The sequence below is a fragment of the Pseudogemmobacter sp. TB195 genome (genome assembly GCF_058313095.1).
On the sequence record NZ_JBZEGG010000002.1, the window covers coordinates 162,253 to 176,088 of the forward strand.

Here is a 13,836-nt window from a genome sequence, read left to right on the forward strand (position 1 = left end):
CCCGATGCTGACGCCGCCGACCGCCTGACCGGCCCCGCTGCTCAGGACGGGTCTGTCGCGCAGGATGGGTTTGCCACCCCCATCGCGGCCCGGATCTGGGATATGAAATACCGGCTGAAGAACGCGGATGGCACACCCATTGACCTGACGGTCGCCGACAGCTGGCGCCGTGTCGCCCGCGCCCTTGCGGTGGACGAGCCCGATCCCGCAGCCGCTGAGCCCCGGTTCATGTCGACGCTGGAAGGCTTCCGCTTTCTGCCCGCCGGTCGCATCCTGGCCGGGGCCGGCACCGATCGCGCCGTCACGCTGTTCAACTGTTTCGTCATGGGCACGATCCCCGATTCGATGGAGGGGATTTTTCAGGCCCTGAAAGAGGCCGCACTGACGCTGCAACAGGGCGGCGGCATCGGCTATGATTTCTCGACCATCCGGCCGAAAGGCGCATTGGTGGCGTCTGTGGCGGCGGATGCTTCGGGGCCTTTGTCTTTCATGGATGTCTGGGACGCGATGTGCCGCACCATCATGTCCGCCGGCGCGCGGCGCGGCGCGATGATGGCGGTCCTGCGCTGCGATCACCCTGATATCCTTGACTTTATCAGCGCCAAACAGGATGCGGCACGGCTGAGGATGTTCAATCTTTCGGTGCTGATCACCGATGCTTTCATGGCAGCGGTGAACGCGGATCAAAACTGGGATCTGGTCTTTGGCGGCAGGGTTTATCACAGCCTGCCCGCCCGCGCGCTCTGGGACCGGATCATGCGCGCGACCTATGATTATGCCGAGCCGGGCGTGATCTTCATCGACCGCATCAACCAGATGAACAACGTCCATTACGCCGAGGTGATCAGCGCCACCAACCCTTGCGGCGAACAGCCGCTGCCGCCCTATGGCGCCTGCCTGCTCGGGTCGGTCAACCTCGCAGCCCTGGTGCGGGACCCTTTCACCGAAGCGGCCCGGATCGCGGGCGATGAGCTTGCCGATCTTGTCGCGACCGCCGTGCGGATGCTGGATAATGTGATCGACCAGTCGCGTTTTCCCCTGCCTAAACAAGAGGCCGAGGCACGGGCCAAGCGGCGGATCGGCCTTGGCGTCACCGGGCTTGCCGATGCGCTTTTGATGTGCGGGCTGCGCTATGGCGCGGATGAGGCGGTGGCCCAGACCGATGCCTGGCTCAAAGCGCTGTCACGGGCGGCTTACCTTGCCTCGGTGGATCTCGCGAAGGAACGCGGCCCCTTCCCGCTGTTCGAGGCTGAGGCCTTCCTCAGAGGCGGCACCATGGCGGCGATGGACGGGGATATCCGCGATGCCATCCGCAGCCATGGCATCCGCAATGCGCTGGTGACCTCCATCGCGCCCACGGGGACAATCTCGCTTTATGCGGGCAATGTGTCTTCGGGGATCGAGCCGGTCTTTGCCTGGAGCACAAGGCGCAGGGTGCTGCAAAAGGATGGCAGCGCGCGCGAGGAAGAGGTCGGGGATTACGCCCTGATGCGCTGGCGCGCGCTGCATGGTGACGCGCCCCTGCCCGCGCATTTCGTGACCGCGCAGGAGCTGGCGCCGATGGATCATCTGCGGATGCAGGCGGCGGCGCAGCGCCATATCGACAGCTCGATCTCGAAGACGATCAACTGCCCGGCGGATATCCCGTTCGAGGCCTTCCGCGATGTCTATCTCGCCGCCTGGGATATGGGCTGCAAGGGCTGCACCACTTACCGGCCCAATGCCGTAACCGGATCTGTGCTGAGCGTCGCGCCCGCCCCCGGGGACAGCGAGACGCCCCGGGATGCGCCGCTGCCGCGCCCCGCCACGCTTTCGGGCGAGACCTATAAGATCCGCTGGCCGGGCTCGGAACATGCGCTTTACATCACCGTCAATGATATTGTCTCGGGCGGGCGCCGCCGCCCCTTCGAGGTCTTCATAAACTCGAAAAACATGGAGCATTTCGCCTGGACGGTGGCGCTGACGCGGATGATCTCGGCGGTGTTCCGGCGGGGGGGCGATGTGTCTTTCGTGGTGGGCGAGCTGAAGGCGGTGTTCGACCCGAGGGGGGGCGCCTGGATTGACGGGCGCTATATCCCCTCGATCCTCGCGGCGATCGGCGGTGTGATCGAACGCCACCTGATCGCGACCGGCTTCATCGCGGGCGAAGGCATGGGGCTGCAATCCGACCCAGGCGCCCTGCCGCCGGCCGAGGCCCCCGGGAGCGGGATGGGAACCAGGGCCGGAGAGCCCGGACTTCAGGCCATCTGCCCCAGTTGCGGATCCTTTGATCTGCGCAGGGAAGAGGGCTGCCTGATCTGCGCCAGTTGCGGCTTTTCGCAATGCAGCTGAGGCCCGTCCTCAGCTGCGCCGGCAGCTCCAGAGTGCCGGCAGCGCCATCGCCAGCAACAGGCATCCCAACGGCAGTGAGAACCCGAACCCGATCCGCGCATAGCCAAGCGCCCCGGTCACCCCGCCCAGAAAGAAGGTGAGAACCAGCTGCGCCATCAGCCGCATCCGGTGCCAGTCAACCCTGTGGACTGCGTCGGGTGCATGGCGGCGATACAGGGCGCGGCCGAGACCGATGCCTATATCGGTGATCATCGCCGTGGCATGGGTGGCGCGCAGCCTGCCGCCCGAGATCTTGGTCACGGTGGCGTTCTGCATTCCCATGGTGAAACAGAGGCACGCCATGCACCAGAGCCGCCAGGCCGCGCTTTCAAACCAGCCGCCGGTGGCAAACAGCATCAGGCAAACGCCCTGCACCGCCACGCTCACCGCATATTGGCGACCCGGCAGATGCAGCCGCGCCCAGTGGATCAGCGCCGAACAAAAGGCCGCGCCGCTGACAAAGGCGCCGATGGCGATCAATGCGACCAGGCAGATCCACCATTCGGCCACCACCAGGTGATCGGCCAGCTGCGACAGGTAGCCGGTCACATGCGAGGTATATTGGCCAAGCGCGAAGAAGCCGCCCGCATTGGCGGCGCCGGCGGTGAAGGCGATGACCGTGGCCAGCAGCAGATCCGCCCCGGCAGATCGCCGATGCCCCAGAATGACCCGCGCCGATTGCAGCGGATGCAGAATATGACGGTGCCGTTTCACAGCAATGCCTTTCGGGAATGCCTCTCTGGCAATTTGCCCGCCGGGACCGGATCAGGCGCCGGGGCGAGGCCTCATTGCCATAGCGCGGCTGCTCTGGCGGGAAAAGCCTTAGCAATACCGTAACGGATACCGGCGGCCCATGTATGGCGGTATCCGAACGGCGATGATGGTGAAAGCCACCATAATCGCGGTCGCGAAGCAGGTCCTTACGACCTGAGGCACAGGTGATCGGACTGAAGCGGGGGAAGGTGCAGGTTTCTGTTGCCAGGTACCTGCGAACCCCGCCTTACGCGGCTAAGCGCAAGGACTTAGGTTTGGTATTGAGAGCTGCTTACGCAGCCATCGCCACCGGAGCACTGTTGTCATTGGCAACTGTGATCATGGACCGATAACGGTGGTACCTTACCGAGCGAAAGCTGGCCTCTTTGAACGTCCGTCGATCCTGTTTCGGCCCCACACGCCCGCAATGAACGGGAGATTTGGTGGAGCCGCCGGGTACCGCCCCCGGGTCCGAGCCGCCTATTACAGGTGCGTTTATCGCCATAGTCCGGGTTGCCCCGGACAAGAAGGAATATAGGACCACACCTGACCGGGCGCAAGCGGCGGCAGAGACCGGCGCGATGAAATCCCGAAACCCCATCGCTTATGACCCGGACCTTATGCTCTGACATGCGATAACCCGAACTCTCAGCAGGCCGCTGAACTGGCATTCCGGATCTGCCCGACAGCGGTGATCCGTCCTGAACAGACGGCTGACACTGCAAAACAGGGGATTGCTGGTCATGCGACAGCGAGCCACCTGCCTTCCAGCGCGGGTCTGGACCTTTTCCCGTCTTCTTCGGCCCCCGGGTATAGGCCGAAGACTGCAATATCGGCAGGCAAGAAATCTGTTGCCGATTACATACCAAGCGGTATGTAATCGGCTGCATGACCGCAGCCCCGCCCTCGCTTCCGCCGCCCTCGCTTTCCCCGGCGTCGTCGCCCCGTCGCCGCCAGCCCGAGATTTTGCGGCGCCGGCTGCTTGATGCAGCGGCGGCGCTGGCGGTTACAGGCGGGCTCCAGGCGATGACCATCGCGGCGGTGGCAAGGGCCGCCGGGGTGACCAAGGGCGGGCTTTTTCACCATTTCCCCGACAAAGAGGCGCTGATCACCGCGCTGTTGCGCGATCTCCTCGATCATTTCGATGCGGCCATCGACCTCAGTATGGCGGCTGATCCCGAGCCCCAGGGCAGCTTTACCCGCGCCTGGATAGCCGCCACGCTTGACCCGGGGCTGGCGGCTTCGGCGCCGCTGAACGCGGTCCTGCTGATGAATCCCGGGATGCGCAGCCTCTGGTCCGACTGGCTGCGCGCCCGGCTTACGCGCCATGCCGCGACCGATTCCGGCCCCTGGTACGAGATCCTGCGCCACGCGGCGGATGGCTTCTGGCTTGCCGATCTCTGGCAGGTCGAACCCGATCTGCGCCAGCCGATGGCAGACTTATGCGCAAAATTGCTTGACCTGACCCGAAGGAATCCCGGCTGATGAACCCTACGCTGACAACCTATGTCACGCTCCTCCTCGCGGTCTCGCTGGAGGTGATGGCGACCTCGCTTTTGCCCCAGACACGGCAATTCACCAAAGCTGTGCCGACCATCATCATGCTCTGCCTTTATGGCGGCGCCTTTTTCTTCCTGTCGCAGGCGCTCAAGACCCTGCCGGTGGGGATCGCCTATGCGATCTGGTCAGGATTTGGCATCGTACTGATCTCGATGATCGGCTGGATCTGGCTGAAACAGTCGCTTGATCTCGCGGCGGTGATCGGGATTGGGCTTATCCTTGCCGGTGTGCTGGTGATCAACCTGTTTTCCCAGGCCGCTCCGCATTGATTTCCGTCACCAGACCGTCATGCTTCCGTTACGCTGTACTGCCATTGAGATCCCGAACTCCCCTCACGCGCGACGGATGCCATGAACGAACAGACCCCGATGGACTGGCTGGAAGCCGAACTCTCGGATTCCTTCGATGAGGATTATGAGCTTGAGCTGGAAGATGCCGAGCTGTCCGAAGAAATCGCGAAGATCTACAAGAAACGCCACGGGCCGGGGATGGAGCGTAAGGATTACCTGCGCGCGCTGATCCGCCTTCAGGCCGAACTGATCCGGCTGCAATCCTGGGTGCAATATCACAAGGAACGCGTGGTCGTGATCTTCGAGGGCCGCGATTCCGCCGGCAAGGGCGGCGCGATCAAGCGGATCACCCAGCGGCTGAACCCGCGCGTGGCGCGCACCGTGGCGCTGCCGGCGCCTTCGGACCGTGAAAAGACCCAATGGTATTTCCAGCGCTATGTGCCGCATCTGCCGGCGGGCGGTGAAATGGTGCTGTTTGACCGGTCCTGGTACAACCGTGCCGGGGTCGAGCGGGTGATGGGCTTTGCCTCGGAAGACCAGGTGGAACAGTTCTTCCAGGACGTGCCGGAATTTGAACGGATGCTGGTGCGCTCGGGCATCAAGGTGGTGAAATACTGGTTCTCGATCACCGATGAGGAACAGCAGATGCGCTTTCTCATGCGGATCCATGATCCGATGAAACAATGGAAGCTTTCGCCGATGGATCTGCAAAGCCGGGTGCGGTGGGAGCAATATACCAAGGCGAAGGAAGAAATGCTGGCGCGCACCAATATTCCCGAGGCGCCCTGGTATATTGTCGAGGGCACCGACAAGAAACGCGCGCGGCTGAACTGCATCGACCATCTCCTCGGCCTCTTCCCCTATGAGGATGTGCCGCATGAGGACATCCAGCTGCCCGAACGCGTCTTCAACCCCGATTATGAGCGCGCCGTCCTGCCGCCCGAACTCTACGTTCCGCTGAAATACTGAGGCATCTGTTGTTCCGGCGTCTTGCGACGCCGGAATGCCTCCGGCGGGGATATTTAAGGACCGAAAATGTTGGGGACATGATGGGGAGCCGCTGAGCCGGGATGATCGGCTGGCGACCAGAGGCGCCCTGCGCGGCGGTCATTTCCCGCCGCTTCTGGCTGCTGTTCGATATTCCATTTGCCTTTCGGAAGGATCAGCCGGAGCATGGTCGGTGACCGCAACCTGAGATCCGGAGGAGCAGATCATGGCAAAGCAGTCTCCCGGCTATATTGATGGCTTTCTGATCCCGGTCCGCAATGAGGATCGCGAGACCTACCGCGCGCATGAGGCGAAGTGGTGGGGCGCGTTCAGGGCGCTCGGGGCGCTGACGCTTGTGGCGGGCTGGGGGGATGACGTACCGCCTGGAAAGCAGACCGACTTTTTGCGCGCGGTGGATCTGCAGGACGGCGAGAGCGTGGTGTTTTGCTGGATGACCTGGCCCGACAAGGCGACCCGTGACAAGGCCTATGCTGCCATGGAGGCGCGGTCAGAAAGCGATCCCGACATGAAGCCCGAAGCCATGCCCTTTGACGGCAAGCGCATGATCTATGGCGGCTTTGTGCCCCTTTTGGTCGAAGAATGAGGATCTGAGCCATGACATTGCAAGGAACCCCCTGCTGGTACGAGCTCTGCACCATGGATACCGGGGTGGCGCGCGGCTTTTATGGCCCGCTGCTGGGCTGGACCTTCCAGGATGCCGGAATGGAGGGGTTTGACTATGGCCTTGCCACCAAAGACGGGGCGATGATTGCCGGGCTGATGACGCCCGACAGCCCGATGCCGGAATTCTGGATGGTCTATTTCGCGGTTGACCACTGCGATCACATGGTCGCCAAAGCCAAGGCGCTCGGGGCCAATGTGCATCGCGCGCCCGAGGACATCCCCGGCACCGGTCGTTTCGCGATTCTGGCCGATCCTCAGGGCGCCGCCTTTGGCCTGTTGCAGCCCGAAGACGGCACTCCGGGCCATGCCTTTGACCAGGCCAGAACCGGTCATGGCAACTGGCTTGAACTGCATTCCTCGGACCCCGAGGCCGGGTTCCAGTTCTACGCCGCCCTGTTTGGCTGGAGCGCGACCGATGCGATGGATATGGGGCCGGATGGCAAATACCAGCTTTTTGCCCATGATGGTCGTGATATCGGTGGAATGATGGGAATGCTGGGCGTGGAAGGCGCACCGCCGCACTGGCTGCCCTATTTCGGGGTGCCCGGGATTGATGCGGCAACGGCCGGGGTCACTTCGCTGGGGGGCAAGGTGCTGCATGGCCCTGTCGAAGTGCCGGGCGGTGCCTGGATCACTATGGCAAGCGACCCGCGCGGGGCGGGTTTTGCAGTGGTCGGGCCGCGATGAGGCGTTAGCGCTGCCCTGGCGCCGCCTTGGCGGCATAGTTCCACGGCAGGAGATCTTCGACCCGACCTCTGCTTTTGGCGATTGACGATGGCGGTGAGCGTGCCGGCCTGCGAGGCGTATGGATCGACGCCGTTCTTCTTACAGGTGTCGGTCAGCGAGACGCTGACCACCCGGTTTTCGGCGCCGGAGTCGTGACCGGCGAAGTGGGCGTTTTGCGGTGCAGGGCGATGGGGCGGATAGCGCCTTCGAAAGAATTGCTGTCACTCCCTACGCGGCCGTCCTGCGCGGCCGTCGGTCAGGAAGCGACCCCGGCCGTCTCGGCATCTGGCGATAGAGGCCAGTGCCATACCGAGGGGCGTTTTGGCAAAAGCACGGGCGCGGTGATGGCACAGCCCTGCTTCCAGACCGGGCAGGATCGGGATGGAGGATCCTGGCGTGCGGTAGGGGGTGGGGGATCGCAGCCGCTGTTCTCATCCTTAATATGGCGCAGAGGTCGCGGATGAGGATGACAGCGTCCTCGGCAATCGGCCCGGGTCCGGCGCGGGTGATCTAGATCGGCGTTTTTGCAAAAGTCAGTCTATGTGTGATCTCCCGCTTTCCCCGGCAACCTCAGGCCACGCGTTCAGTCGCGTCCGTGGCGAGGGAGTTGACGCGGTTCATAAGAGCGGCACGGAATAGCGACACGGATGTGGATTTCGGCGGTTTGACGTTCGGGGTCGCGTGATGCGATGCGCTCGCCGAAGGCTTTGAGGCAGCTCATCTTCGCCTCGATCCTGCTTCGGGCTTGATATCCGCTCCAGCACTTCCGGATGGTTCGGCCCCGGCGTTGGGGTGCGCGGAGGATCTCATTGCGTGCGGCGGCAGCGGGACAATCCTCCCGCCATCGTCGGCCATTCTTGCGAATGGGTATGACTGCGGCGCCTCCGCGTTCACGGATTGCGGTATGGCACCTGCGGGTATCGACCGCGCCGTCTCCCGTTACAGTGCCGATCTGCTCGCCGGGCGGGATTGCGGCAGAACGGGACTGTCGCCCTTGTCGTTGGAGGTGAGCTCCACCGCGCAGACGTCACCGGTCGCCGTATCCATCGCCAGATGTGGCGCCGGCGCTGCGTGCCGTGCTTGCGCGCCAGCCACTCGCCATCACCCAAAAACCTGATCCCTGTGCTGTCCACCAGCAGGTTCAGGGGACCAGGCCGCATGGCGCTGCATGATCTCACCTCTATGCTCTTCTGCCTGCGGCTCAGCGTCGGGAAGTCCGGAACCGGCCAGTCGGGCCTGGCCGTCGAAAGCATGCCCGCCACCATCCCTGTCGTTTGCCGAAGCGGCAGACCAAACAGGAGCTTCACCATGAGACAGAACCGGATCGCCGTCGTCAGGAAATCAGTCCCCCGGACTGTTTTCTGATCTTCCTCCGCGCTGAAGACCCGGGGTCGGCCATTTTGACCCGCCTTCGGCGCCCGCCACACCATGTCTTTGTCGGGCCAGATCAGCAAAGACCCGCGTCGTCGCAAAGCTTCATTGCAGGGTTTCCAGTTCGTCGTGAAGTAGCGGGCAGGATCAGGCCCTGTCATGACAGGTCATTAAACCCATGAATTCGCCATGGGAATCCTGCGAAACGAGGACTTCTGAAACAACGCCACGCGGATGTAACAAAGACCAAAGCCGCGCTTTCTGCGCGGCTTTGTCATTCAGATCAGGTCTTTATCAGGGCAAGTCAGACCTTTGACCTGCTCGGGCGCCTCAGCCTGCATTGCGCAGCAGCGGTGTGATCAGCCGCACGAGAACCCGGCGATTTGCGCGCTCTGCCGCTTCGGTCCGGATCTTCAGCTCAGCCTCGCCATAGCCCTGCACCACGAGATTTTCCGGCGGAACGCCGAAATATTCCGTCAGTGCCAGCGCGAGGCTCTCTGCCCGCCGGTCCGACAACAGCAGATTAGAGCTCGCCGAGCCCACTGCGTCGGTATGACCTTCGATCAGGAAGACATGACCCGGGTTCGATGCCAGCAACTGCTGCATAAGCCGGCCAAGATCGGCAAGCTTCTTCGCCTCGGTCGCATTGATCACCGATGAGCCGGTGTCAAAGGTGATGCTGTCCACCTCGACCGTGGCCGCCAGGGCCCGCACTTGCGGAATATCACGCACCTGGCGCAGACTGAATTTGCGGCCAAGGCCTTCAACCTCCAGCGCTGCCATTTCCGCCTTCAGCGCCGCGTTCTGGTCCGAGGTCGAGATCACGACCCGGTCAGGGCGCGGCTTGGGCAGCTGCGTCACGATGATCGGCTGTTCCGGCTCCAGATCGTTGATCAGAAGCACTTCCTGACCATATTGATCATAGGCGGCACGGCGCAGCACCCTGCCCGACGCGTCGCGGATCGTCACCACCTGGGTGCCATCGGCGCGGCTGACCACCGTGCGGGTCGAGCCGTCATTAAAGCTCTCGGTCTGGGTGCGCACGCCGGGACGGCGCAGCACGGCATCGTCATCCTTATAGACGACGTAAGAACCATCCGCATTCTCGACCACCACCCGGTCGCCGGAATTGCTGACAACGCGGCGTTCATCCTTCTTGCCGCCATTTATGATCGTGCCTACCGCCAGGGCGCCCAGCGCCAGCAACCCGACTTTCTCGAGGTCAGAGAGGCCGGATTTCTTGCCTTTGCCGACCGCGACCGGGGCCGCGGCAAATTCATTGACCGAAGTCCGGGTATTGGCCTCGGTGATGATCGTATCAATCACCGAAACCGGTGCAACACCCGTCCCCGTCGTGGCCCCTTCCCCTGCGCCCGTCGTACCAGTCGCGGTCTCCGTACCTGTTGCCACGCCGGGAACATTGACTCCGCCCGGGACGCCTTCAAGGAAGGAGGCCGCCGCGACGGCGGGCACCGCGAGGACTGTCGCATCCGCGACCGTGCCGGCCCCGGCTTCCGCATCGGTACCCTCACCCGCATCGGCCTGTGCGTCCGGCATTCCAAGAATATCCGCGAGGCTGCTGACCGCCTTCTCTTCCGGCACCGGGGCGTCGATCGCATTGGCGAGGGCTTCGGGCGAGACTTCTGCCGCACCGGCTTCGGTCGGCTCAATCGCATCCGCAACATCCGCCGGCACAGCAGGTTCAGCCGTTTCGCTATCCGAGGTCGCAGCTTCCGATGCTTCGGCTTCCGCTGCCGCAGCGCTGGCGGCTGCGGCTTCGGCCGCTGCCTTGGCTTCCGCCGCTGCCTGAGCCTCCGCCGCCGCCTGAGCCTCCGCCGCTGCCTGAGCTTCCGCCGCTGCCTGAGCCTCCGCTGCCGCCTGAGCTTCCGCCGCTGCCTGAGCCTCCGCTGCCGCCTGAGCTTCCGCCGCTGCCTGAGCTTCCGCCGCTGCCTGAGCCTCCGCTGCCGCCTGAGCCTCAGCCGCTGCCTGAGCCTCCGCTGCTGCCTGAGCCTCCGCCGCTGCCTGAGCTTCCGCCGCTGCCTGAGCCTCCGCCGCTGCCTGAGCCTCCGCTGCTGTCTGAGCCTCCGCTGCTGCCTGAGCCTCCGCTGCTGTCTGAGCCTCCGCTGCTGCCTGAGCTTCCGCCGCTGCCTGAGCTTCCGCTGCCGCCTGAGCCTCCGCTGCTGCCTGAGCTTCCGCCGCTGCCTGAGCTTCCGCTGTTGCCTGAGCCTCCGCTGCCGCCTGAGCCTCCGCTGCCGCCTGAGCCTCCGCTGCCGCCTGAGCTTCTATCTCAGCCTGTGTCTCTGTCCCATTTTCCTGCGCATAGACCGGCAGCGTATGGAACGAGCTCAGCGCGACCGAGAGTGCGGTCGAGGAGATGAGTAATTTGCGCATTGGTCTTCCTCTGAGATCCTGGCCGTGATGCTGACGCCACGTCCCGGGGTGCTTGCGGGCCTCTTCGCCGGCACAAGTCCCGGGAATCGCGGTGTCTTCAGCCCCTGACCCTGCACCGGACAGGGCGTGCTATGCGATAGCAACGCAGATCCCGGAGCGGGGTTCCGCCTGTCATCGGATATCAGTCGCCCTGGCAACGGCTCCCGGCCCCTCTCCCGCGCCGCCCCCCGCAGCCAGCCAGCGGCGAAACGAGGTGAGCGGCGCGCGTTCCGGGCGCGTGGCGGGCCAGACCAGGTAATAGGCGCCCGAGGCCGCGACCGCGCCGCCCCAGGCTGGCACAAGCCGCCCGGAGGCGAGATCCCCCGCCGCAAGAAAGGTCGGCAACAGCGCCACCCCCATCCCATGCACGGCCGCCTGGGCCATGGTGGCGAACTGGTCGAACAGCATCGCGGGCGGGCGCTGACCCGGCAGATCATGGCTGGCGAACCAGCGCCCCCAGTCGCCCATCCGGCTTTCCAGCTGCAAAAGCGGCAGCGCCAGCAGATCCGCCGCCCCGGTCAGCGGGCGTGTGAGCAGCGCAGGCGCCGCAAGCGCAATAACCTCTTCTTCCATGAGTTTCATGTAAGTGACCCCGGGCCAGTCCTCGCGGCCATAGTGGATGGCGGCATCGAAAGAGGTGCCGTCGAAATCAAAGGGCCGGAGCCGGGTCGAGAGGTTCACTGTCACCTCCGGATGCCCCGCCGCAAACCCCGCGAGGCGCGGCGCCAGCCAATGCATGCCAAAGGCCGGCAGGATCGACAGATGCAGCGTGCCGCCCGATGGGTTTGCCCGGAGCGCCAGCGAGGCATCTGACAGCAATTTCATAGCTTTGCGCACCTCTGCCACATAATCTCGCGCGGCCGGTGTCAGAACCAGCCGCTGACGTTCGCGCGCGACAAGGGGGGCGCCCAGCTGCCCTTCAAGCAGCTGGATCTGCCGCGAGACCGCGCCCTGGGTCAACGACAGTTCCGCCGCCGCCGCCGAAGCGGTGCCGAGCCGCTCCAGCGCCTCAAGCGCGGTGAGCGACGCGATGGACGGCAGATAGCGACGCGGCAGCATATGAGTTTTCCTCATGATCCGGTGACAGAGTTTCGATACCCTGACCGCACCCTTCCATGCAATATGGCGGCAGATGATTCCGGAGGATCAGCCCATGTCAGATGCCAGCAGCAGCCGCCCGAAACTGAAAGCCAAGGACGCCCCCGACCTTTCGCGCTTTGACTGGGAGGATCCCTTCCGTCTCGAAGACCAGCTTTCGGAGGAAGAGCGCGCGATCCGCGATGCGGCGCGCGCCTATGCCGAAGGCAAGCTGCAGCCCCGCGTGATTGAAGCCTTCCGCAATGAGGAAACCGACCCGTCGATCTTCCGCGAAATGGGCGAGATGGGCCTTCTCGGCGTGACCATCCCCGAGGAATATGGCGGGCTTGGCGCCTCTTACGTATCCTATGGTCTGGTCGCGCGCGAAGTCGAGCGCGTCGACAGCGGCTATCGTTCGATGATGTCAGTGCAGTCGAGCCTCGTCATGTACCCGATCTACGCCTACGGGTCCGAAGAGCAGCGCCGGAAATATCTGCCGAAACTGGCCTCGGGTGAATGGATCGGCTGTTTCGGCCTGACCGAACCCGATGCCGGGTCTGACCCCGCAGGGATGAAGACCACCGCGAAGAAAACCGCGAATGGCTATGTCCTCAACGGGTCCAAAATGTGGATCTCGAACGCGCCGATCGCTGATGTTTTCGTGGTCTGGGCGAAATCCGAAGCGCATGGCGGCAAGATCCGCGGCTTCGTGCTCGACAAAGGCAGCAAAGGCCTGACGGCGCCGAAAGTCGGCGGCAAGATCAGCCTTCGCGCCTCGATCACCGGCGAGATCGTGATGGATCAGGTCGAGGTCGGCGAGGATGCTTTGCTGCCGCATGTCGAAGGTCTGAAAGGGCCGTTCGGCTGCCTTAACCGCGCGCGCTACGGCATTTCCTGGGGCGTTCTGGGGGCTGCGGAATTCTGCCTCCATGCCGCGCGCCAATATGGGCTGGACCGCAAGCAATTCGGCAAACCCCTTGCCCAGACCCAGCTTTACCAGCTGAAACTGGCGAATATGCTGACGCAGATCAGCCTTGGCCTTCAGGCCAGCCTTCGCGTCGGACGGCTCCTGGATGAGGCCAATGCTGCGCCCGAGATGATCTCGCTGATCAAGCGCAACAATTGCGGCATCGCGCTGGAGGCCGCGCGCCACGCCCGCGACATGCATGGCGGCAATGGCATTTCCGAGGAATTCCAGGTCATCCGCCATATGGTGAACCTTGAAACCGTCAACACCTATGAGGGCACGCATGACATCCATGCGCTGATCCTTGGCCGCGCCATCACAGGACTGCAGGCGTTTTTCTGATCCCGGCGCTGCCGCGTCGGTGACATCAAAGGGCGGATCCTGACGGATCTGCCCTTTTCATTTGCCTTTTCCCGGCGCGACAGGACCTGCCCTGCGACCTGCGCGCCACATTGCGCATCCGTCCGACAACAGATTGTTCACGAATGCAGAGTTCACATTCCGGCGTGATCCCTTGCAGCAACCGTCCCGACTGCCGATACTGGACAGCACGTGGTTCGGTGTGATGCCTGCGGCGTCGCAAGGGCCTGACCCTTCGCCAGACCTGAGCCAGATATCCCG

Annotated in this window: 10 protein-coding genes, 1 other RNA gene and 2 pseudogenes; 7 read left to right on the forward strand and 6 right to left on the reverse strand. The window is 63.8% G+C overall.

Annotated features, from left to right (window positions below):
* Positions 1–24: 24 nt before the first annotated feature.
* Positions 25–2,331: an adenosylcobalamin-dependent ribonucleoside-diphosphate reductase gene (locus AC4FS3_RS03810; RefSeq protein ID WP_491019538.1), complete on the forward strand. Its 2,307-nt coding sequence runs from the start codon at positions 25–27 to the stop codon at positions 2,329–2,331.
* A 9-nt stretch (positions 2,332–2,340) separates the two neighbouring features.
* On the opposite strand, the gene AC4FS3_RS03815 is transcribed toward AC4FS3_RS03810, so the two are convergent.
* Together AC4FS3_RS03815 and ssrA are read right to left on the reverse strand one after the other, a co-directional pair.
* Positions 2,341–3,084: a YoaK family protein gene (locus tag AC4FS3_RS03815; protein ID WP_491019459.1), complete on the reverse strand. Its 744-nt coding sequence runs from the start codon at positions 3,082–3,084 to the stop codon at positions 2,341–2,343.
* Between the two features lie 247 nt (positions 3,085–3,331).
* Positions 3,332–3,687, reverse strand: a transfer-messenger RNA (tmRNA) gene (gene ssrA / locus AC4FS3_RS03820).
* A gap of 324 nt (positions 3,688–4,011) precedes the next feature.
* Here ssrA and AC4FS3_RS03825 point away from each other — a divergent pair.
* The 5 genes from AC4FS3_RS03825 to AC4FS3_RS03845 all read left to right on the forward strand — a co-directional run bounded on the left by AC4FS3_RS03825 (position 4,012) and on the right by AC4FS3_RS03845 (position 7,331).
* On the forward strand, positions 4,012–4,608 hold the full coding sequence (locus AC4FS3_RS03825; protein WP_491019460.1) for a TetR/AcrR family transcriptional regulator: 597 nt from the start codon (positions 4,012–4,014) through the stop codon (positions 4,606–4,608).
* Positions 4,609–4,619: 11 nt separating this feature from the next.
* Positions 4,620–4,952 carry a DMT family transporter gene (locus tag AC4FS3_RS03830; RefSeq protein ID WP_491019539.1) on the forward strand — a complete coding sequence of 111 codons (333 nt, stop codon included), beginning with the start codon at positions 4,620–4,622 and terminating at the stop codon, positions 4,950–4,952.
* A gap of 81 nt (positions 4,953–5,033) precedes the next feature.
* The gene (ppk2, locus tag AC4FS3_RS03835) at positions 5,034–5,942 is read left to right on the forward strand and encodes a polyphosphate kinase 2 (protein ID WP_283178296.1); all 909 of its coding nucleotides are present in this window, start codon (positions 5,034–5,036) and stop codon (positions 5,940–5,942) included.
* A gap of 244 nt (positions 5,943–6,186) precedes the next feature.
* Positions 6,187–6,564, forward strand: coding sequence for a DUF1428 domain-containing protein (locus AC4FS3_RS03840; RefSeq protein ID WP_283178297.1), 378 nt, complete (start codon positions 6,187–6,189; stop codon positions 6,562–6,564).
* A gap of 11 nt (positions 6,565–6,575) precedes the next feature.
* A complete protein-coding gene (locus tag AC4FS3_RS03845) occupies positions 6,576–7,331 on the forward strand; it encodes a VOC family protein (RefSeq protein ID WP_491019461.1) in 756 nt (251 codons plus the stop codon).
* A gap of 4 nt (positions 7,332–7,335) precedes the next feature.
* On the opposite strand, the pseudogene AC4FS3_RS03850 reads toward AC4FS3_RS03845, so the two are convergent.
* The 4 genes and pseudogenes from AC4FS3_RS03850 to AC4FS3_RS03865 form a co-directional block, all read right to left on the reverse strand.
* Positions 7,336–7,880, reverse strand: a pseudogene (locus AC4FS3_RS03850) (IS66 family transposase); the annotation flags it as partial.
* 60 nt (positions 7,881–7,940) lie between these two features.
* A pseudogene (locus AC4FS3_RS03855) lies at positions 7,941–8,902 on the reverse strand (IS5 family transposase).
* A 169-nt stretch (positions 8,903–9,071) separates the two neighbouring features.
* On the reverse strand, positions 9,072–11,132 hold the full coding sequence (locus tag AC4FS3_RS03860) for an OmpA family protein (protein ID WP_491019462.1): 2,061 nt from the start codon (positions 11,130–11,132) through the stop codon (positions 9,072–9,074).
* Positions 11,133–11,303: 171 nt separating this feature from the next.
* Positions 11,304–12,230, reverse strand: coding sequence for a LysR family transcriptional regulator (locus tag AC4FS3_RS03865; protein WP_491019463.1), 927 nt, complete (start codon positions 12,228–12,230; stop codon positions 11,304–11,306).
* Positions 12,231–12,324: 94 nt separating this feature from the next.
* Between AC4FS3_RS03865 and AC4FS3_RS03870 the strand changes: the two genes are divergently transcribed.
* Positions 12,325–13,557: an acyl-CoA dehydrogenase gene (locus AC4FS3_RS03870; RefSeq protein ID WP_491019464.1), complete on the forward strand. Its 1,233-nt coding sequence runs from the start codon at positions 12,325–12,327 to the stop codon at positions 13,555–13,557.
* Positions 13,558–13,836 lie beyond the last annotated feature (279 nt).